Source organism: Candidatus Bathyarchaeota archaeon (genome assembly GCA_026014685.1).
Lineage (GTDB): Archaea > Thermoproteota > Bathyarchaeia > Bathyarchaeales > Bathycorpusculaceae > Bathycorpusculum.
The window spans coordinates 23,949-42,708 of record JAOZHW010000010.1 but is presented as its reverse complement, the minus strand read 5'-3'; the positions used below and the strand labels follow the sequence as shown (position 1 = coordinate 42,708).

Below are 18,760 nucleotides of genomic sequence, written 5' to 3'. Positions count from 1 at the left end.
GGCTATTATGAGATTTATGAATTCAAAATCCAACTTTAATTAACAAAAATGCGAAAATCAAGAGATTTACCTGTTTGTATTAGCTACGGCATCCATGAACAGGGTTTCTTCTTCAATCGCCTTAGCCATAAGGCTTCTGAACGCTTGGTTTATGTTACCGCCAAAGTAGGGCTTCACAATTTTAACAGCGAACTCCCTTAGCATAGCTGCAGAAAAATTATGCAAAGTCAAATCGACCAAAAAATCTTCGGTCAAGGTTTGTTTTTGTGTCATGATTTCACGGTCCATGGTTGCGCTTTTTCCTTTAAAAGGCGGGTGCTCAAGAGACCTTATCTGTCTGGGGAGAGGCTAGTTAAAGTGTGCTTGCGGTTGGTCGCCGCAAAAACTATTAGACCTGCGAAGTAATAAAAAAAATGGTTGCTGGTTTTGGAGTGCTATTTTGGGTGTTCAGGATTCTACTACGACCACTGGCGGGGCAAATTCTACCCTGCAGGTCTCGCTAAACCGAAATGGCTACTATACTATGCCGCGCACTTCAACACGTTGGAAGCTAACAGCACCTTCTATCGTTACCCAACCGAGAAAATGCTCAAAGACTGGTACCAAAAAACACCTGAAACCTTCAAGTTCACACTTAAAGCCAACAGAGCCATAACTCACAGCCGAAAATTCCACAACACCGAACAGCTCACCAAAAACTTCTACCAACTAGCACACCTCTTACGTGAAAAACTTCTCTGCATTTTGTTTCAGTTGCCTCCCTCTATCCACAAAGACATGCAGTTGCTTCAAACAATCGTAACCCAGCTTGATCCCTCCGTGACTAATGCTTTAGAATTTAGGCATCCGAGCTGGTGGGACAGCGAAGTCTACGACTTATTGCAGGCGCAGAACTTGGTTTTTTGTTGTGTCTCAGCTTCGGGGTTACCTGATGGAATCGTAAAAACTACTGATTCCCTTTATGTTCGGTTTCACGGCAAAAACGGCTGGTACCAACATAACTATCCCGACGATGAACTCGCTCAGTGGGCAGAGAAGATCACGCGTCAAAACCCTGCTAAAGTGCTCTGCTACTTCAACAACGACTATAACGCTAACGCTACAAGAAACTGCCTAACCCTAAAAAAACTCTTAGATCAACCTCAAACAAGCGGCAGAGTAACCATCAAAAGAAACAGCAATGAGCTAAATGATAGTTTTTAATAGGAACACAATCAACTTATGACGGTACCCACATTTTCGCCCGCAATTGCCGCCAGCATGTTCTGTGGTTTGAACCCGCTCACGATGATAGTTTTAACGCGGTTAATCCTTAGCACTTTGACAGCTTCGGGGTCGAGGATTTGGTGGATTCCCGCTTTATGTTCGTTCTGCTCAAAAACTCCCGCCAATTCGTCAAAGGTCAAGCGGTCAAGTTTAACGGCGTCAGGATGTTTTCTTGGATCTTTATTGAACACGCCCTCTTGGTCGGTTCCCTTTACGAGCAAATCCGCATGCACCCGCTCAGCAACAAGTGTAGCAACGGTGTCCGTGGTGATTCCTGGCTTCAAACCGCCCATCACAACCACTTTACCCTCGCCCAAGCACTGCTCAGCTTCATCCAGCGAAACCGCAACTTTGCTGCATGCGATGTCACCTAGCTTTTTGAGGAACAACTGCGCAAACAACCGCGAACACGAAATCGCAACTTCATCCTGTGCGTTCATGTCTAGCTCCAGCTTTTTTGCTAATCCGATAAATTCCCGCGCCAAGGAGCCGCCGCCTAAAATTACCACGACCTCATGACCCTGCATCTTGAGGACTTTGATTACGTCAGCATACTTAGCCATCAAATCGGTGTTTATTGGGTTGGCGACGACTGAGCCGCCTATTCGGATAACGATGCGCACTTTACTTCCTCTTAGGGCTTCTTTATGCGGTTGAGGGTTAAAAATCTTTAATAGCGAGCCGTAGATATGCCAATGCCTAAGGAAGAAAACGCATGGCTTTCACTGAAACCTTCACTATGACTCCGCTGGCGCCGCTTGATTTCGATTTGTGCTGCCAAGTTTTTTCGAATGGCAACCCCAATGTACGCGCATACAGTAACGGCATGTTTAATCAGGTGCTGCGTCTAGGTGGTGGGCTTGTTTTGGCGGAGGTTGCCTCTAGGGGCGGTGTTGAGCAGCCAAAGCTGGAAATCAGATTAAAATCAAACTTGCCCATAACTTCCGAAACGAAACGAAGTGCCCAAGAGGCATTGACTTACGTTTTCAACCTCAACTTTGATCTAAAAGCCTTCTACAAAGAAGCAGAAAACGACCCAACAATGAATAGAATAGCTCAACAACTCCGTGGCTTCAGATTCCCCACCACCCAAACAGCTTTTGAAGGCTTAGTGGATGCAATCGTTGAGCAACAAATTTCCATAAAAGTCGCCCGCACCATCGAGGAACGATTAGCCACCAAATTCGGCGACCAACTCCAAATCGACGACGAAACCTACTATGCATTCCCTAACGTGCAAAACATTTACGCCGCAAGCATAAGCGACATACGCGGCTGCGGATTAAGCGAACGCAAAGCCCAATACATCTACAACGCGGCACATTTAATTGCAGATGGCAAATTGGACCTTGAAGATATGAAAAACAACCCCGACGCAGACGCGGTCATCGCTGAGTTGGATGAGCTTAAGGGGATTGGAGTTTGGACTGCGGAGCTTACGTTGCTGCGGGGGATGCAGCGGTGGGATGTGTTGCCCGCCGACGATTTCGGGATTAGGCGCGTGATTTCCACGTATTACTGCGACAGTAGAGACATCAAGGCGGCGGAAGCCAGAGAAATCGCAAAAAACTGGGGGAAATGGCGGGGGTTAGCTGCGTTCTACCTTATACTCGCTGAAGTCAAAGGCGTCGTGGTTTAGGCGATTAGACGTTTCTTCATCAAGTTTATGGCTAAGATAAAGAAGAACGCCGTCACCGCAATCAACCAAACCAAGCTGACCAGTAGTAGCATTTCTGTGCTCAACCCTAAAATCGGCTCCACCGTAGACACAACCGCGCCTCTGCAGAGGTTCACCACATGTGTGAGCGGTAATACGGTCATCGCTAACGCCTGTACAGCTGTTGGTAGGGCGGTGAGGGGGAAGAAGGTTCCGCTTAGAAACAGCATAGGCGTAACGAAGAGGAATGCGGGGTAGTTGAAGAAGTCGATGTTGGGTGCCAAGGCGGTGAAGCACATGGCTATGGCGGCGAACATTAACCCGCCGAAGAACGCAATAAGGGGCACCAGCAAAAACAGGGGACTGGAGATTAAGCCGAAAGCTGCAATGACTGCTAGCACGATGGTTACGTTGATGGTTGAGCGCGTAGCACCCCAAAGCAGCTCGCCTGCTACGACCTCTTCCACGCTCACAGGTGTGGCGACGATGGCGTCGAATGTCTTCTGGAAGTACATACGCACAAACGAAGCATACGTGCACTCAAAAAACGAGCCGTTCATGACCGCAATCGCCACCAATGCGGGCGCTAAGAAATTGATGTAGGGTTGACCGTTGATGTTCTGCACAAATCCACCCAGTCCAAAGCCGAACGCGACCAGATAGAGGATTGGCTCAAGAAGGGAGGGCATAAAGTTGACTTTTATTGTTTTGATAAAAACGTCCGCGTTTCTACGCCATACTGTCCATACTCTGTAGGTGAGGTGGGGGATGCTGAATTTTGCGGGGGATTTGCGCAGGTTGGGTGTTGTCATTCTGCCCTCAGCCCCCTGCCAGTCAATTTCAAGAAAACGTCTTCGAGGTTAGCGTTGCGAATAGAGACATTTTGAAGTTTATGCTGTTGCAGGAAACCTTCGAAGACGCCGTGCGGTTGGTCGGTGAAGATTTGTATGCGGTCGCCGATGCGCTCCATGCGGGACTGTGGAAAAGCCTCTTTTAGAAGAGGAATCATTTTTTCGTCGTAGTCGAGTTCAAGAACTTCTTCACCGACATGCTTTTTGATGAGCTCAGCTGGGTTGCCTTGCTCTATGATTTTGCCGTGATCTACGATGAGTATACGGTCACAGAGGATTTGGGCTTCATCCATGTAATGCGTGGTTAAGATGATGGTTACATGCTGCTTTTTGAGGTAGCGAATTTCATCCCAGACCAAATGCCGCGCTTGAGGATCCAAACCTGTAGTGGGCTCATCAAGAATAAGAATCTGCGGCTGATTGAGCAGCGCCCTAGCAAAAATCAGTCGGCGCTTCATCCCCGTCGAGAGCGCCAAGATAGGCACATCCCGTTTTTCCTCCAACTGAAAAAACCTCAACTGTTCCTCCGCCCGTTTGAGCGCTTCTTCTTTTGGGATGTCAAAGTACCGGCAGTAAACGGTCAGGTTTTTTAATACGGTGAAGTCGGGGTCTAAGTTGTCCTCTTGAGGCGCCACACCGATTAAGGCTTTGATTTCTCTGCACTGCGACTTAACGCTTAAACCCGCAACAGTGAGTTCACCTGCGGTGGGAACCAAAAAGCAGTACATCATGCGAACAGTGGTAGTTTTGCCCGCCCCGTTGGGACCCAAAAACCCCACGCACTCTCCCCTGTAAACTTCAAAGTCGATGTGGTCAACGGCTTGAAAGTCGTCGTATTTTTTGGTTAACCCTTCTGCTTTTATGAGGACTTCTCTAGAAACCATAACTTATCATTCGGAAGCACGCAATTAAGGGTAACTCTCACTGTTTACCCGCAAGATACTGGCAGTAACCGTAGCTTATGGGGCCTTGTTTGGTAGTTTCACAGGGGAACTCGGCGCATTCAAAGCAAAACTTGACGCCTTTTGTGAAGGCACAGTTGCAGATTTGACAAAACTTGTTTTGCCGCGCGACGCAGCCGACGCTGCCGTTTGGACATGTGCCTTTGGTCATTTTGGGGCATTTTTCACATGCGATTCCGCATACACCGACTTTCATCTCTAAACCAACCTTACCTGCCACTGTGACGCGACGGCAATAAAAGTTGTTCGGTCGGTCTTGTTGTTGACATCCTGCAGTCACAACGTTATTTATCACTAAAAATAGTCTAATGCATTACTGCGCAGAGGATGAGGTAATATCCATATGCGACAGGCAAAACAACGCTTAACAGAGATGCAAGCAAAGCTGTTTTCTCTCTCTTCAACGCTTTGGTTTGCGTCAAAGCTAATCGTTGATTGCCAACCTTTGTGTGGGAGATGATTGTATGGAGTTTTGTGGCGAATGCGGTTCAATGCTAAAACCAATCAAAATCCGTTCAGGAAACCAAACCCTGCTAATGCTTGTTTGCAGTAAATGTGGGCGCAAAAAAGAGGAAGCAAACGCGAAACTGTTCAGCGCCAAAGTATTCGAGCACAACCCAAAACAGTTCGTTGCGGTAATCGGCAGGGAAGAGCAGGAACTAAACCCTATGCCAACCATACACGTCGAGTGCCCCCGATGCGGAAACAACACCGCCAACGTCTGGCAGGTACAGACCCGCGGCTCAGATGAGTCTTCAACACAGTTTCTACGTTGCATCAGATGCGGCTACACATACAGAGAAAACACTTAATCGTTCTTTCATATTAGAAGCAGTTTTAAGATGCTGGTTGATGTGGAAATGTTTATGAGTTTAGCTTAAGCACTAGACGATATCGCTTGATTAAAGAAGCGCTCTGAGGCTGATTTGTTTTGTCTATGGAGTTAGACCTAATTGGGAACGTTAGTCTGTCACTACAAATCCTGATCGTAGCCCTCTTGTTTTTAGGGTTGCCTCTTTTTCGAAAACAAAAAAGCACAAAAACCTTTATGCTTCATGGTTACTCAACTGTAGCTGCCTTAATTTTGCACACAATTTTAATCTTTATTGTAATGGTGCCCAGTTTTGCGTCTGAGGCAGAAGAGCTTTTTGAACTTTCGATTTTTGGCTCTGTTACAGTGTGGTCACATGTTATTTTAGGGACAACAGCCGAAGTAATAGGTATAATCCTTGTCGTCGCATGGGTAATTAAGAGGCCTTCCAAGATGGTTTGTGTGCGGTGGAAAAAATTGATGACGCCCCTTTTTGTTATTTGGGTTATTTCGATTGTTAATGGAGCTCTTGTTCACCTTTTAGGTTTGCTTTAATATGGAGCATCACGGGAAATCGCACCAGACAAATATGCAGGAAACGAAGCATGAAACGCCATCGCATAGTATGCACATCAAAACCCTGAGAAATAGGCTCTTTGTTTGCCTCTTCCTTACGATTCCTGTTTTGGCGCTTTCAGAAATGATTCAATTCTGGTTTCAATATACTCTGACTGTACCTTATCAGTCATACATCCTACTTGTCTTATCAGCAGTTCTCTACGGTTATGGCGGGTGGCCCTTCTTAACAGGGTTAATACAGGAACTCAAGGCTCGCCAACCGGGAATGATGACTCTGGTGGGTACCGCCATATCTGTGGCTTTCTTTTTTTCAGCTGCAACAGTGTTCTTCCCTGTGGGCAACGACTTTTTTTGGGAACTCGCCACCTTAATCGACGTTATGCTTTTGGGACATTGGCTTGAAGCCCGCAGCGTAATGGGGGCGTCAAGGGCTCTTGAAGAACTTGTAAGGGTGATGCCTACGACCGCCCATGTTGTCATGGATGGGGACGTTATGGATATGCCTGTTTCTCATTTGCGGGTGGGAACTGTGGCGTTGGTTAAGCCGGGTGAAAAAATTCCCTCCGACGGCGTAGTCGTTGAGGGCGAATCATACGTTAACGAGTCACTTCTAACAGGTGAATCTAACCCAGTGCACAAAACAGCAACTGACAAGGTTATCGGGGGAGCAGTTAACGGCGACGGGGTTTTGCTCACAAGAATCGAGCGTACTGGAGAAGAAACGTACCTTTCACAGGTAGTTAAGCTGGTTAGGCAAGCCCAGCAAAGCAAGTCGCGGACGCAGGATTTGGCTAACCGCGCAGCTGCACTTCTATTTTATGTCGCAGTTGCTGTCGGTGCCGTGACGTTTTTTGTTTGGGCGTTAATCGCCAGCCCACAGTTTGCTCTCACAAGGTCTGTAACCGTGCTTGTTATTGCATGTCCTCACGCGTTGGGTTTGGCTATCCCGCTTGTGGTTGCCTTGTCAACTTCTTTGACCGCTAAACGGGGTATTTTGATTCGGGACCGAAAAGCCTTTGAAGACGCCAAATCCGTGGATGCTGTGGTTTTTGACAAGACGGGCACCTTGACGATGGGGCAATTCGGTGTAACCGACGTCGTACCCTACATTTCAGAGGCTGAGTTGTTGGCAATGGCGGCAGCGGTAGAGCAGAACTCCGAGCACGTAATCGCAAAAGCCATAGTAGAACACGCCAAAACAAAAGTCATCTCCATTCCAGTCAGCAAGGGCTTTCAAGCATTCCCCGGTAAAGGCGCCAAAGCAGAGGTCAACGGCAAAAGCATCTACGTTGGCAGCCTGCATCTTCTGAAAGAACTCAACATCGCCATAACTGACGAGAAAACATCTCAACTTCAAATGGCAGGTAAAACCGTTGTTTACACCGTTGTAGATGGTAAGCTTGTGGGAGCTTTTGCATTGGCAGATAAAATCCGCGAAGAATCCCGAAGAGCAGTGCAGGGTTTGAAGGCTGCAGGCATAAAAGTTTACATGTTAACGGGTGATTCCCAAGAAGTGGCTCAAGCAGTGGCTAAAGAGTTGGGCATCGACGAGTTCTTTGCAGGTGTGTTGCCTGACCAGAAAGCTCAAAAAATCGTGCAGTTAAAAAATCAGGGTTACCGAGTTGCGATGGTGGGTGACGGCATAAACGACGCACCCGCACTGGCAACCGCCGACGTGGGAATCGCCATCGGGACAGGAACTGATGTCGCAATAGAGAGCGCCGACGTTATCCTCGTTAAAAACAACCCCCAAGACGTCACCCGAACCATCAACTATTCAAAGCGAACATACTCAAAGATGGTACAAAATCTCTGGTGGGCTGCTGGCTACAACATCTTTGCGATTCCGCTGGCGACGGGAGTTTTCGCGGGGTTAGGGGTGGTTGTGGATCCTGCGGTGGGGGCGATTTTGATGTCTCTATCGACGGTTCTGGTGGCGATTAACAGTCAAACACTGCGTAGACAAGAACGCTAAATAGGGCTATAAGGGTGGTTTAGTGATTTTCTTGTCGCTAAGTGTTTTGGTCCACTGTTTGAACTCCTCTGAGACAGGATGCTCTTTGAAGAGTTGTTTGCGTTTAGATTCCAAGAAAACGTTTTCTTTGCCTGCGTATTCAGCGGCAGTCATTACCCTATGCCCCGTTGCTTGGGCTTTCAAAAAAACCCTCTCCAGTTTTAACTGCCACGCTTCATCGCGCAGTGCATGATGCTCCAAAACCACCGTGGGCACTGCTGCGACGATGCGCTCAAGGTTCCGTATACCCAATTCAAGCTGTGCTTCTTCAACGCGGAAGCCTGCAAGGTAGAGCGGCGGGCCACCCAACATGATGACGGCGGGTTTAGCAGCCAAAATCAACTCAGTCGTGCGCGTTGCCATGGGTCCTTGCACGTCGGGAGCAAACATAAAACGTTCCTGCCCATACGCCACTACTGCCATGATGACCCAGCCTAGTATCGAATCCTCCGAACCATGCACCACCGCCTCAGAAAACATCAGCCGAGTCTCGCCAAAACTGAAAGTTTTACCATCAGCCGCATCCACGCTTTTGGCGTGTTTACCGCCTGTCTTCTGGAACATCCACGCCCGCTGACGTTGGCTAGCGTTGATGTGTTCTTTAGGGTTTTTGGCGAGTACGGTTTTGTTTTGGTAGATTTGCCTTGCGGTCTCGGTGCCATCGGTCCAGTTGACGACCCAGTCCTCGTAGCTGGGCGTGTGATGATCAAAATGATAGTGACTAATCGTGGTTACTGTAGCTTTGCTGGCGGCTTCGGCTATTGTTTGGCGGAGGCGCTGAATGGTTTGGAATTCGATGGGATGCGGAGGCAAGTTAAAGCGGTATGGGCAAAGCGAGATGCCTGCGTCCAAAAGCACCGCTACATCTGGGGTTTCGACGAGTGTGCACATGGAGCGGACGCCGAAGCTCTCCGATGCCAATGGGGTAACCTTGATTTTCTTTAGCTCAGCGCCCATGTTGAATTCCTGTTTAGGGGTTACTGCTCGAAGAGTAAAAACCTTCCCAACCAACGTCTGAGACATAAACAATTAACCTAAAACTTTGGCCATAAGCATCAGCAAAAGAGGCTGCAGAGAAAATATCGCTGAACGTAGCGTCGAGGACATCTGGGACAAATCATCTTCACAACATTTAATCCATTAACGGTTATCTAAGGTGGGCCAGAGCAACTGAACTCCCTCGAAAGCCGCCCTCACCTAAAGTACCATCTCAAACTAGTTTATGCCCCACAATTCTTAAATCGCCCTTACATCGAGCATAGATAGATAGTAATGCAAAGCGGCCTTCAAGGACAAGCTAAGCTTAAGGCACTAAAAATCTCTGCAGTAGCCATATTTAGCGTCGTCATCGTCGAGGTGACCATCGGCGCGGCAGTAAACAGCTTAGCAATCATAAGCGACGGTTTACACGCACTTCTAGACGCCCTAACAAGCGTGATGCTATACTTTGCAGTTCGAGCGGCACTTAAACCGCCAGACGAGGAACACACTTATGGGCATGAAAAGTTTGAGGCTATCGGCGGATTAATAGGCGGCATCGTTTTGGTGGCGGTTGCATGCATAATCTTCTACGAAGCCGCACTCAGACTCATAGCAGGCACAGAACTGTCAAGCGGTGTAGAATTTGCGGGTTTCGGAGCCATCGCGTACGCACTTTTCGTGGCTTCACTGAGAGTTACGGTTTTCAAGAGAAACCAACATGGCGAAAGCCAGTCTATGAAGGCAGGATTCTACGACGCAATTTCCGATTTAGGCTCAACAATAATCGCCCTCTTAGGCTTCGGGTTGGCCCTGTTGGGTTTCACTGGAGCAGACGCCTTCGCATCTATCTTCTTGGGTTCAATGCTCACCTACCTTAGTATCAAACTAGCCAGATCCAGCGTTATGGAGCTAAGCGACAGCGCGACAAAAGACCTCGTGAACAAAACAAGAAAAATCATTCTTGACTGCATGGGCGTGGTTAAGGTGGAAAACCTCAAAGTCCGCAAAGTCGGCTCAAAAGTCTTCGTGGACGCCTCAGTGCAGGTTCCAAGCGCTATGAGTTTAGATGAAGCCCACTCGCTTTCATCAAAAATCGAAAGCTGCCTAAAAGATTCCTTTGAAAACGTGGATGCCACAATACACATTGAGCCATCTGAACAGGACAAAAAAGTCCAAAAAGCCGTCCAGAAACTTGCGGCGCTTGAAGGCATAAGGGAAGTGCATGAAATCACAACTAACTACGTCGCGGGCAAACGTTACGTTACTTTACATGCACATGTCAATCCTGACTTGTCGGTCGAGGCAGCACATAAAATCGCGGAGAACATTGAACGCAGGATACGCGCTGAGATTAAGCCGCTTGAGAACGTTACTGTGCACGTTGAACCTGCAGGTGTGGTTATTCCTAGTGAACAGTTTGATGAGTTGAAGCTACAGGTTGTGGTTCGAGATGTAGCAAGAAGCGTGAATGGTGACTTGCAGGTTAATCGGGTAGTTACCTATGCGTCGGAGGGGAAACGTTACATTAACATCGATTGTTGCTTCACCAAAAACGTGCCGATAAAGCAAGCGCATCATTTGGCGTCGCTTGTTGAGAAGGGAACTAAGGATCGCTTCTCCAATGCTGTTGTCACTGTTCATATTGAGCCTAAATGATAAAATAAACATTAAGGGCTAAAAACCTAAAGAAAAACGCCAAAAACCTTCAAAAACTGAATACTTGAACACGAAAACCCTCAAAAACCTGAGCTTAGCCACCCTATTTAAATAGATGCTTTATATACTCCCTTTGTTATTTAAATAGGGAAGCTCGTGAGTTGACATGAGTAAACGAAAACCAATCATAAGCATCCAGAACATAGTCGCTTCTGTTTCACTTAACCAGAAAATCGACTTACAGAAAATAGTGGAAAAGTTCCCACAAACCGAGTACAACCCCTCCGTATTCCCAGGCCTCGTTTTCCGCCTTAAAAAACCCAAAACAGCCACCCTCATCTTCGGCACAGGCAAAATGGTATGCACAGGCGCTAAATCCGAAAAAGAATCCCGCAGCGCAGTAGAAAAAGTCGTTAAAGAACTCCGCAGCGAAGGCATCCAAATCACCGAGAAACCAATCGTTAACATCCAAAACATCGTTGCCTCAGCAGAACTCGGCGGAGAAATCGACCTTGAAAGCCTCGTCTACAAACTCAGCCGCGTCATGTATGAACCTGAACAGTTCCCAGGCGCAGTCTACCGCATGGATGAACCCAAAGTCGTCTTCTTAATCTTTAGCGCAGGCAAACTCGTCTGTGTCGGTGCAAAGAAAGAAGAACAAGTCTACGAAGCAGTCGACAAAATCCAGCAGCTACTCGAAGAAAAAGAACTAATCTACTACCCCTCTTAAACCCCTTTATTTCTTCGGCGAACCGCAGGGTTTGCCTCAGCCAACTTTTTTAAAGCTAACTCAAAAGTCTCGCTTGGCGAGAGTTCTTTTTTGATGAACACACCTGTTCTGCCAACTGTATCGCGTTTGGTAAGTGCATGCGCTCGGTCAAGCACGGTCTGAGCTGAAACCCCCAATAACCGCGCGGTTGATTCTTCTTTGCCGATTATGCTACTTTCAACATGACCACTTAGGGTGGGTTCGATTAGCATGAGGCGTTTATCCACACCAGCCACCCGAACATCCGCTTTCAGTTGCGCAAGGTTTGCTTCGCCCCCGAAACGATAAAACTCGCGCTCGACGCGACGCATTTCCATAAGCGGGAAAGTCACGGTTGTGGTTTGGTCGATTACTATGTGGGCTTTCATGGCATAGTTCGGTGTTGCCTGCACTATCCAGCGAGTGTTTATGGGTACGTTGGCTTTTTCGAGGGCGGTCTCCACCAAAAAGCTGCTCTGTACCTCAGCAATGAAGATGTCTATGTCACTGCTTTTTTTTACGTCGCCCCTAGCGGCGCTGCCGTGTATGGTTGACTGGAGATGGGCGGTTTCCAGCGCAGCCATTATGGGCTTTGCTTTCTCTCGTAGAGCCCTGAGTTGAGTCCAATGTGTAGTGCTGTAGGTGACTTCTTTGTATTCGCCGCTTCTTTTTGGTTTAGTCGCCATGGTTTACCTGACATTTTTAGGTTAACTGTGACATCGTTTATTTACCTTAACGCCCCAAACAGTTAACTGTGAAGTCGATGGCTGCCTTACTCTGCACCTGTTGCAAACGCAACGAAGCATTCTACTTTAGAAAATACTCTGGAGAACGCCTCTGCAGAAGATGCTTCGCCGCATCCATCGAAGCTAAAGTCCGCGCAACCATCACCCGTTACCATATGTTGCGGTTCGATGATCACTTGGCGGTAGCGGTTTCAGGGGGCAAAGACAGCCTCGCGATCCTCTACATCTTAGCAAAACTACGCAAATACAGACCAAAAACGACCCTGACCGCTGTTACAGTTGACGAAGGAATCAAAGGCTACCGTGACGAAGCACTTGACATCGCAACAAATCTATGCAAAAAGCTAGAAGTACCGCATCACGTGGTTTCGTTCAAGGAGTTGTATGGGTTTAGCCTTGACGAAATTGTTGCTAAAGCCAGAGAAAAAGGGCAAGCTGAGTTGACTGCTTGCGCTTACTGCGGTGTTTTACGTCGAAGGGCAATGAATGTTGGTGCACGGCAAGTTAAAGCAGATAAAATCGCCACTGGACATACACTTGACGACGAAGCCCAAACGGTTTTAATGAACATACTTCGCGGGGACATCGCACGTTTAGCCAAAGAGAAGCCTGTTACAAGCGAAGTGCATCCGCTATTTGTACAGAAAATTAAGCCGTTCTGTGAAATCCCCGAGAAAGAAAGTGCACTCTACGCTTACGTCAAAAAGATCGATTTTCAAGACACTCCCTGTCCATACGCTTCAGAAGCCCTGCGCAACGACATCCGCGGAATGCTCAACCGCATGGAAGAGAAGCATGCAGGAACCAAATTTACCGTCGCAAGAGCCATAGAGAAACTGCGACCAGCCATAGAAGAAACCCTCAAAAAAGAGAACTTCAAAACCTGCAAAGAATGCGGTGAACCCTCGGCGTTGGATTTGTGCAAAACCTGCGAGATGCTACACCAAATCAGTTAGGTTTGCGGTCGAAGCCGCGTTCACTTTTCAGTTTCCTTAGTATCTCCGACGCCTCAAAAGCGGTGTTTGCTGCTGCAACCCGTTGGGCTTTTTGGAGGTTAACGTTGGCACCGCAGTATGGGCAATGTTTGGTTTTTTGGTCTTTGGCTGAGAGCATGTAGCCGCCGCATTGGGTGCATTTTACGATTAGGGTTGGGGCCATTGATGGTTGCTTCCGAAAGGCTTTTCCATACACAGACAGATAAGAGTGTTGGTAGAGGGATTAGGGAGCAACCATGAGCACAGAGGAGTCCAAGCCGAGGTCGCATTTGATGGATATGGCCATAAAGTACTTCAAAAAAGAAGGCTACAAAATCAACGGCGAAAACGTGATGATGGAAGGCCATAGCGGAGTTATGCGCCACTTCGACCTGATAGTCCAGAAGGGGCGCCAAGAACAGGGTGTTTGGGTCCGCGATTGGAACCGCACTATCGGCGTAAACGTCATAATCAACCTCGACACGGCATCGGACGACGTAGAGTTAGGTGCTCCGATCATGATTGGGGAAAAGTTTAGCGACCATGCTAAGTCCTACAGTAACCGCCGCAAAATCTCACTTCTGACTAAGCAGAAAATCGGTAGCTTCCGGTAATTACGTTGGTTTTAGGTATTCGTCAAGGATACCTTCACGTTCTAAAACACCCATCCAGTCCACTCCGCCGACAAAGCAGGTTTTACGTTTCTCCAACACCGCCAAGATGTCCTCCACAACTTCCTCGACTGACTTGCCCGTAACATCCAACTCACAAACCCTGCCTGCATGCACTTCCACGGCTTCGCCGAGGCAGACATCGATGATTTCAGCTTGTAGGTTCTCCCACATCTTGCTGTCTCTGTAGCCTGCTTTTTCCATGAATGCTTTGAGTTCTTTTGGGTGTCTACGGAGCACAAACACTTGAGCTACATGCTGGGTGGGGGTTACTGCGCTTGCGAAGTGACCGTCGATGACTATGTTTGGGTTCTCTGAGGCGTCGATGGTTTCGCCGAGTTTTTGCTGCATTTTTTGTTCATCTACAATAACTGTGCATCGTTCTTGGTCTTCGCCGAGTGTAAGGCCGTGTTTTTTGGCGAAGTCTGTGAGGTTGATATATTCGGCGTTGAGTTTGGCGGCTAAAGCTTTTGCAGTTGTTGTTTTACCGACACAAGGTGTGCCCGTTATGAGAACAACACGCGTCATAACAAACACCAGTGCATCAGAACTAATTATTGGTTTTCATTCTACAAAGTCCCACTTTTTGTCCAAGCTCTGGAAGGTATTAGCATCAACCCTGTTCATACGCCCAAATTATAAGAGAAACAAAAAATATTCGCTGAGATTAACCACAATTTAGACATCGTCACCGCAAACCGAGCAAAAAAAAAACACCGCATCCGCTCTTAGCTTATATAATTCCACGTTGACTTCTATTTTTAAGATGCGTTTCTCGGGGCTTTTCCGCGGGGACCAAGCTGTCCTCAGAGGCAACTTCCTACTGATAACAATCAGCTGGATAATCATGTTCACCGCCCAGCCGATCCCCGACACCTACGCCAGCCTCTTCTACCTTCACCTCGGTGCCAACGAACTGCTGCTCTCCATCATGGGCTTCGCGGGCTCCATCGCTGTTGCGTTGGTGCAGTTTCCAGGTGGATATCTGGCGGATAAACATGGCAGACGGCGACTCATCGTCACAATGACTTTTGGCATCGCCATCGGCAGCTTATTCTTTGTCTTTGCTCCCTCGTGGCCCTTTATTTTGATTGGCTTGCTTGTGCAGAACGTGTGCTCGATTTATGGACCCGCCTTGATGGCTATGGTTATTGATTCGTTGCCTGCGGAGAATCGCGGGGCAGGTTTCAGCTTTCAATCTGTTGTGAGTTCGCTTGTTCTGTTGCCTGCACCAATCATTGCTCAGTATCTTGTGGTTACGTTCGAGTTTGATTTGGGTATGCGTATCGCCTACTCACTCACTTCTATTGCATATTTTACCATCGCCATTTTGCGGTTGAAGCTCACCGAAACATTGCCGCCGAACGGTGAAGACAAAAAAATCAGCTTCGTCGGCGCCCTGCGGAGTTATCCCACTGCGGTAAAAGAAAGCATCCGAGTGTGGACCAAGGTTCCAAAATCCGCCTTCAACCTTTTCATCGCAATAATCGTTGCAAATGGGTTCGTTGTGAGCTGTCAAACCTATTTTGTGGTTTACGCCACCAAGGTGCTTGATGTGTCTTTGGAGCAGTGGGCGCTTGTCACAGCGTTTAGGTACTTAACCATCGCCATACCCGCCATAATCGCAGGGTTCAGCATGGATACGTTTGGACGAAAACGCTTCCTTATACTGGGGTACCTGCTCTATGTACCAGGCATGTTGCTATTCATAAACGCCGACTTTAACATGCTGTTGTTGTCGTTTTTCTTCTTCGGCTTAGGCAACATCCTTCAACTCAACAGCTACCAAGTGCTTATGGGTGACCTTGTTCCACGCACCCTTCGCGGCACAGTTACGGGCTGCTTGAACTTCTTTATGTTCATATTCCAAGCCATCCTGTACATCATTATAGGACAAATCTATGTTAATGTCTCGCCGCAGTTGCCTTTTATCTTGTTTGCTTCGGCTATGATTCCGCTTTCGGTTTTTGTTTATTGGCGTGTTCATGAACCAAAAGTCAGAGAAGCATAACGACTGCACCGAAAAATCTATAGATAGGCATTTAGGGTTGAAGAGAAGTATAGTCTGCAACAGTTGATGCACGATGGCAATAGTGAAGATAAGCCAAATCCTAGAAGGCAAATGCACAGAACAAAAAGTCACCGTTCGCGGCTGGGTGTACCGCAAACGTGAAGGAAAAGCACTCATATTCCTAGTAATCAGAGACTCCACAGGAGTCATCCAGTCAACGATTAAAAAAGACAGCTCCTGCTGGAACGACGCCCAAAAACTCACAATCGAATCCTCACTTGTTCTGACAGGAACCGCCCGAGAAGACACACGCGCACCCGGCGGATTTGAAATCGGCGCAGAAACAATCGAAATAGTTGGCTTAGCTGAAAACTTCCCCATATCCAAAGATAAAAGCGAGGAATTCATCCGTGACATGCGCCACCTCTGGCTCCGAAGCAGAAAAATGAACCTCGTCATGAAAGTCCGCGCTGAAGTCCTCGAAGCAGCACGCGAATACTTCAAAAAACAAAACTACACCGAAGTTTCACCACCCATGTTCATCTCAGCAGCGGTGGAAGGCGGCTCAACGCTTTTCGGCCTGAAATACTTTGAGCAGGAACTCTACCTCACCCAGAGCAGCCAGCTTTATTTGGAGATTTTGATGTATTCGCTAGAGAATGTTTACTGTATTGCGCCTTCGTTCCGTGCAGAAAAAAGCCGAACAATACGTCACCTCACTGAGTACTGGCATATGGAGGGTGAGTGGGCGTTTGCAGACATGAACGACCTCATGACTTTCGAGGAAGGCTTAATGACTCACATCTGCCAAACCGTCGCGGCAAAATGTGAAAAAGAGTTCAAAGAATTAGGCGCAGACATCGAAAAAGTCAAAGCCGTTAAAACCCCATTCCCAAGAATCACCTACAAAGAAGCTATCGAACGTCTCAAACCCAAAAACCCTGCTTTGGACTGGGGCTCGGATTTGGGCTACGAAGACGAAAAAGTCCTAGCTGAAGACTTCGGCAAACCCTTCTTCGTCTACGATTACCCCACAGCCATCAAAGCTTTCTACTGCAAAACCTACAAAGACCACCCCGAAGTCGCCATGTCCGTGGACATGATGGTACCGCGCATAGGCGAAATCAGCACGGGCGGCGCAAGAGAAGACAACAAAGACTTGCTGATTCAGCGTATGAAGGAGCAGGGTTTGAAGCCTGAGGATTACGAGTGGTATCTTGATCTGAGGCGCTATGGAACTGTGCCACATGTTGGTTTTGGCATGGGTTTGGAGCGGTTGCTGGTTTGGATGCTTGATTTGGAAAACATCATCGACGCCATTCCGTTCCCAAGAACGACCCGCAGGTTCTACCCCTAACCTTTTTATTTTTAGGTGTAACCCGTAAAGAACTCGATTTTCAACCTGTCTTTGTCTAAGCCCAGATTCTCCGCTAGCACCTGCATGGCTTTAACCATAGGCGGCGGACCACAGGCGTAGAAAACGTAGTCGGCGTAGTCGGGGAGCTGTTTTTTCACCATTTCTGCGTCTATGTTTCCTGTTAAGCCAGTCCAATCTGGCGTGGCGTCACTTACAGTGAAAACAACTTTTAGGTTCCTGTTTTTGCGTACAAGTTCCTCAAATTCCACACGGAACGGTATGTCGCTTGGTGATCGGCAAGCAAAAAACAACACAATTCGGCTATCTAATGCTTTGTCGGTGGCGTTCTTGCATATGCTGATAAACGGTGTTACGCCTATGCCGCCAGCTAGCATCGCGATTTTGGGGTGCTCGCCGTCAAACGTGAATTTCCCGTATGGCCCATCAATTCGCACCCAATCCCCAGCTTTTGCGGCTCTGAGCGCATCTGAATAGGGGCTGTCGCTTAAGCGTTTGGTGAATTCTATGTGGTTTTTTTCGGTAGGGCTGCTACTGTAGCTGAAGTGATGTGTTAACTCTTTGCCTTGATGACGTAGCGTGACAAAGAAGTATTGTCCAGCTTTATAGTTAAGTTCTGCTGGGCGGGGAAACCTGAAGCTAGTTATGCTTGGGGTGCGCGGGATGATGGTTTGGAATGTGGTTTCGTACTTCAAGATAAGCACCTAAAACAGGTTCTAGTGTGCCACAACCGCATTAGTACTTTTTGTTTAGGCTAATCTTTGAAAAGAATATATGGCGTAGTCAGCGTAGAATAATCCAATGACACAATACCGAGCCCCCCTCAAGTGGAGAATAACAGATTACGTTAAACGCCACGAGGTTTCGCTTGGACTGTTTTTAGCTTCCTATGGTGTATTCTACCTTGCGGTGGTCATCATGGGCGGTTGGTCACTTTCAGATTGGGGCAAAGACACCTTCGATGCCCCCGCCGCCGCAGTTCAAGCTCTCATCCCTCGCAGCTACATTGCGCCCCTTTTTTTCGTCACAAGCCTGCCCGCCTTAATCATCGGAGCAACAATGCTCTGCGTCATCAGTGTCCGTGCACTTCGCGCAGGTTCAGCGGTGGATAAGCACATCGCCATTGTTCTGACTGCGTTTGGGTTTGGTTACCAAATTGTGGGGGCGTGGCCTCTTCAGAACGTGGTTGATTTGCCTTGGCAATGGCAGAAGCAGATAATGAGTTTTGGGCCTGTCTTCGCTTGGGGGCTCTATGTTTTGAGTTGGATTGTGTTGGCTGTCGGTGCCGTCTCGCTGTATGTGCATAGTAAAGATTACCGACGGAGACATACTGAACTTTCCGTTGAGTAATTGAATGATTGCTCAATGCGAGTTTTTTGTATCCTTTACTGAGGTATCAGTCAAGGTTTCATTTTCCGCTACCGCCTTGTTAGGGCTTCTGAATGGGTATTCTTAAAG

At 47.8% G+C, this 18,760-nt stretch carries 21 protein-coding genes; 11 read left to right on the top strand and 10 right to left on the bottom strand.

Translation table 11 applies throughout. From position 1 onward, the window contains the following. Positions 1–66 precede the first annotated feature (66 nt). A complete protein-coding gene (locus NWE96_08600) occupies positions 67–288 on the bottom strand; it encodes a hypothetical protein (protein MCW3984041.1) in 222 nt (73 codons plus the stop codon). A 138-nt stretch (positions 289–426) separates the two neighbouring features. On the opposite strand from NWE96_08600, the gene NWE96_08595 reads away from it, so the two are divergent. Next, entirely contained in the window at positions 427–1,203 is a 777-nt protein-coding gene (locus tag NWE96_08595) for a DUF72 domain-containing protein (GenBank protein MCW3984040.1), read from the top strand. An 11-nt stretch (positions 1,204–1,214) separates the two neighbouring features. On the opposite strand, the gene pyrH is transcribed toward NWE96_08595, so the two are convergent. Further along, positions 1,215–1,889: a UMP kinase gene (gene pyrH, locus NWE96_08590; protein ID MCW3984039.1), complete on the bottom strand. Its 675-nt coding sequence runs from the start codon at positions 1,887–1,889 to the stop codon at positions 1,215–1,217. A 92-nt stretch (positions 1,890–1,981) separates the two neighbouring features. Between pyrH and NWE96_08585 the strand changes: the two genes are divergently transcribed. Further along, positions 1,982–2,905 (top strand): DNA-3-methyladenine glycosylase, encoded by a 924-nt coding sequence (locus NWE96_08585; GenBank protein MCW3984038.1) that lies wholly within the window; start codon positions 1,982–1,984, stop codon positions 2,903–2,905. Here NWE96_08585 and NWE96_08580 read toward each other — a convergent pair. From NWE96_08580 to NWE96_08570, 3 genes are read right to left on the bottom strand one after another with little or no spacing between them, the layout of a single operon-like run. Next, a complete protein-coding gene (locus NWE96_08580; protein ID MCW3984037.1) occupies positions 2,902–3,735 on the bottom strand; it encodes an ABC transporter permease in 834 nt (277 codons plus the stop codon). The two genes, NWE96_08585 and NWE96_08580, sit on opposite strands and share 4 nt — an antisense overlap. Next, positions 3,732–4,658, bottom strand: a complete 927-nt coding sequence (locus NWE96_08575) for an ABC transporter ATP-binding protein (protein MCW3984036.1) — start codon at positions 4,656–4,658, stop codon at positions 3,732–3,734. The genes NWE96_08580 and NWE96_08575 overlap by 4 nt, the downstream gene beginning before the upstream one ends. A gap of 37 nt (positions 4,659–4,695) precedes the next feature. Continuing rightward, positions 4,696–5,031 carry a DUF3795 domain-containing protein gene (locus NWE96_08570; protein MCW3984035.1) on the bottom strand — a complete coding sequence of 112 codons (336 nt, stop codon included), beginning with the start codon at positions 5,029–5,031 and terminating at the stop codon, positions 4,696–4,698. Between the two features lie 169 nt (positions 5,032–5,200). Between NWE96_08570 and NWE96_08565 the strand changes: the two genes are divergently transcribed. Then, a complete protein-coding gene (locus NWE96_08565; protein MCW3984034.1) occupies positions 5,201–5,548 on the top strand; it encodes a transcription factor S in 348 nt (115 codons plus the stop codon). Between the two features lie 699 nt (positions 5,549–6,247). Next, positions 6,248–8,101 carry a copper-translocating P-type ATPase gene (locus NWE96_08560; GenBank protein ID MCW3984033.1) on the top strand — a complete coding sequence of 618 codons (1,854 nt, stop codon included), beginning with the start codon at positions 6,248–6,250 and terminating at the stop codon, positions 8,099–8,101. Between the two features lie 6 nt (positions 8,102–8,107). Here the strand turns inward: NWE96_08560 and NWE96_08555 are convergent, their stop codons facing one another. Continuing rightward, positions 8,108–9,163 carry a hypothetical protein gene (locus tag NWE96_08555; GenBank protein MCW3984032.1) on the bottom strand — a complete coding sequence of 352 codons (1,056 nt, stop codon included), beginning with the start codon at positions 9,161–9,163 and terminating at the stop codon, positions 8,108–8,110. 249 nt (positions 9,164–9,412) lie between these two features. Here NWE96_08555 and NWE96_08550 point away from each other — a divergent pair, with 249 nt between their 5' ends. Together NWE96_08550 and NWE96_08545 are read left to right on the top strand one after the other, a co-directional pair. Continuing rightward, on the top strand, positions 9,413–10,777 hold the full coding sequence (locus NWE96_08550; GenBank protein ID MCW3984031.1) for a cation-efflux pump: 1,365 nt from the start codon (positions 9,413–9,415) through the stop codon (positions 10,775–10,777). A gap of 166 nt (positions 10,778–10,943) precedes the next feature. Next, a complete protein-coding gene (locus NWE96_08545; protein MCW3984030.1) occupies positions 10,944–11,507 on the top strand; it encodes a TATA-box-binding protein in 564 nt (187 codons plus the stop codon). Here NWE96_08545 and NWE96_08540 read toward each other — a convergent pair. Continuing rightward, entirely contained in the window at positions 11,504–12,211 is a 708-nt protein-coding gene (locus NWE96_08540; protein MCW3984029.1) for a nucleotidyltransferase domain-containing protein, read from the bottom strand. The genes NWE96_08545 and NWE96_08540 overlap by 4 nt on opposite strands. 77 nt (positions 12,212–12,288) lie before the next feature. Here NWE96_08540 and NWE96_08535 point away from each other — a divergent pair, with 77 nt between their 5' ends. Beyond that, positions 12,289–13,227: a TIGR00269 family protein gene (locus NWE96_08535; GenBank protein ID MCW3984028.1), complete on the top strand. Its 939-nt coding sequence runs from the start codon at positions 12,289–12,291 to the stop codon at positions 13,225–13,227. On the opposite strand, the gene NWE96_08530 is transcribed toward NWE96_08535, so the two are convergent. After that, positions 13,220–13,429: a DUF1922 domain-containing protein gene (locus NWE96_08530; GenBank protein MCW3984027.1), complete on the bottom strand. Its 210-nt coding sequence runs from the start codon at positions 13,427–13,429 to the stop codon at positions 13,220–13,222. The two genes, NWE96_08535 and NWE96_08530, sit on opposite strands and share 8 nt — an antisense overlap. 73 nt (positions 13,430–13,502) lie before the next feature. Here NWE96_08530 and NWE96_08525 point away from each other — a divergent pair, with 73 nt between their 5' ends. Next, entirely contained in the window at positions 13,503–13,859 is a 357-nt protein-coding gene (locus NWE96_08525) for a hypothetical protein (GenBank protein ID MCW3984026.1), read from the top strand. Here NWE96_08525 and NWE96_08520 read toward each other — a convergent pair whose 3' ends face one another. Further along, positions 13,860–14,444, bottom strand: a complete 585-nt coding sequence (locus tag NWE96_08520; GenBank protein ID MCW3984025.1) for an adenylate kinase family protein — start codon at positions 14,442–14,444, stop codon at positions 13,860–13,862. 220 nt (positions 14,445–14,664) lie between these two features. Between NWE96_08520 and NWE96_08515 the strand changes: the two genes are divergently transcribed. Both NWE96_08515 and asnS read left to right on the top strand, forming a co-directional pair. After that, positions 14,665–15,927 carry an MFS transporter gene (locus NWE96_08515; GenBank protein MCW3984024.1) on the top strand — a complete coding sequence of 421 codons (1,263 nt, stop codon included), beginning with the start codon at positions 14,665–14,667 and terminating at the stop codon, positions 15,925–15,927. A 73-nt stretch (positions 15,928–16,000) separates the two neighbouring features. Further along, positions 16,001–17,284, top strand: coding sequence for an asparagine--tRNA ligase (gene asnS, locus NWE96_08510; protein ID MCW3984023.1), 1,284 nt, complete (start codon positions 16,001–16,003; stop codon positions 17,282–17,284). Between the two features lie 11 nt (positions 17,285–17,295). On the opposite strand, the gene NWE96_08505 is transcribed toward asnS, so the two are convergent. After that, positions 17,296–17,997, bottom strand: coding sequence for an FAD-dependent oxidoreductase (locus tag NWE96_08505; GenBank protein MCW3984022.1), 702 nt, complete (start codon positions 17,995–17,997; stop codon positions 17,296–17,298). A 106-nt stretch (positions 17,998–18,103) separates the two neighbouring features. On the opposite strand from NWE96_08505, the gene NWE96_08500 reads away from it, so the two are divergent. Beyond that, on the top strand, positions 18,104–18,652 hold the full coding sequence (locus NWE96_08500) for a hypothetical protein (protein MCW3984021.1): 549 nt from the start codon (positions 18,104–18,106) through the stop codon (positions 18,650–18,652). The last annotated feature ends 108 nt before the right edge of the window (positions 18,653–18,760 follow it).

Coding starts and splice junctions, on each gene's coding strand:
- NWE96_08540 (MCW3984029.1), bottom strand. CDS start 12,211: ATGGCGACTAAACCAAAAAGAAGCGGCGAATACAAAGAAGTCACCTAC.
- NWE96_08550 (MCW3984031.1), top strand. CDS start 9,413: ATGCAAAGCGGCCTTCAAGGACAAGCTAAGCTTAAGGCACTAAAAATC.
- NWE96_08535 (MCW3984028.1), top strand. CDS start 12,289: ATGGCTGCCTTACTCTGCACCTGTTGCAAACGCAACGAAGCATTCTAC.
- NWE96_08585 (MCW3984038.1), top strand. CDS start 1,982: ATGGCTTTCACTGAAACCTTCACTATGACTCCGCTGGCGCCGCTTGAT.
- NWE96_08555 (MCW3984032.1), bottom strand. CDS start 9,163: ATGTCTCAGACGTTGGTTGGGAAGGTTTTTACTCTTCGAGCAGTAACC.
- NWE96_08580 (MCW3984037.1), bottom strand. CDS start 3,735: ATGACAACACCCAACCTGCGCAAATCCCCCGCAAAATTCAGCATCCCC.
- NWE96_08600 (MCW3984041.1), bottom strand. CDS start 288: ATGGACCGTGAAATCATGACACAAAAACAAACCTTGACCGAAGATTTT.
- NWE96_08565 (MCW3984034.1), top strand. CDS start 5,201: ATGGAGTTTTGTGGCGAATGCGGTTCAATGCTAAAACCAATCAAAATC.
- NWE96_08575 (MCW3984036.1), bottom strand. CDS start 4,658: ATGGTTTCTAGAGAAGTCCTCATAAAAGCAGAAGGGTTAACCAAAAAA.
- NWE96_08545 (MCW3984030.1), top strand. CDS start 10,944: ATGAGTAAACGAAAACCAATCATAAGCATCCAGAACATAGTCGCTTCT.
- asnS (MCW3984023.1), top strand. CDS start 16,001: ATGGCAATAGTGAAGATAAGCCAAATCCTAGAAGGCAAATGCACAGAA.
- NWE96_08560 (MCW3984033.1), top strand. CDS start 6,248: ATGATTCAATTCTGGTTTCAATATACTCTGACTGTACCTTATCAGTCA.
- NWE96_08500 (MCW3984021.1), top strand. CDS start 18,104: ATGACACAATACCGAGCCCCCCTCAAGTGGAGAATAACAGATTACGTT.
- NWE96_08525 (MCW3984026.1), top strand. CDS start 13,503: ATGAGCACAGAGGAGTCCAAGCCGAGGTCGCATTTGATGGATATGGCC.
- NWE96_08530 (MCW3984027.1), bottom strand. CDS start 13,429: ATGGCCCCAACCCTAATCGTAAAATGCACCCAATGCGGCGGCTACATG.
- NWE96_08520 (MCW3984025.1), bottom strand. CDS start 14,444: ATGACGCGTGTTGTTCTCATAACGGGCACACCTTGTGTCGGTAAAACA.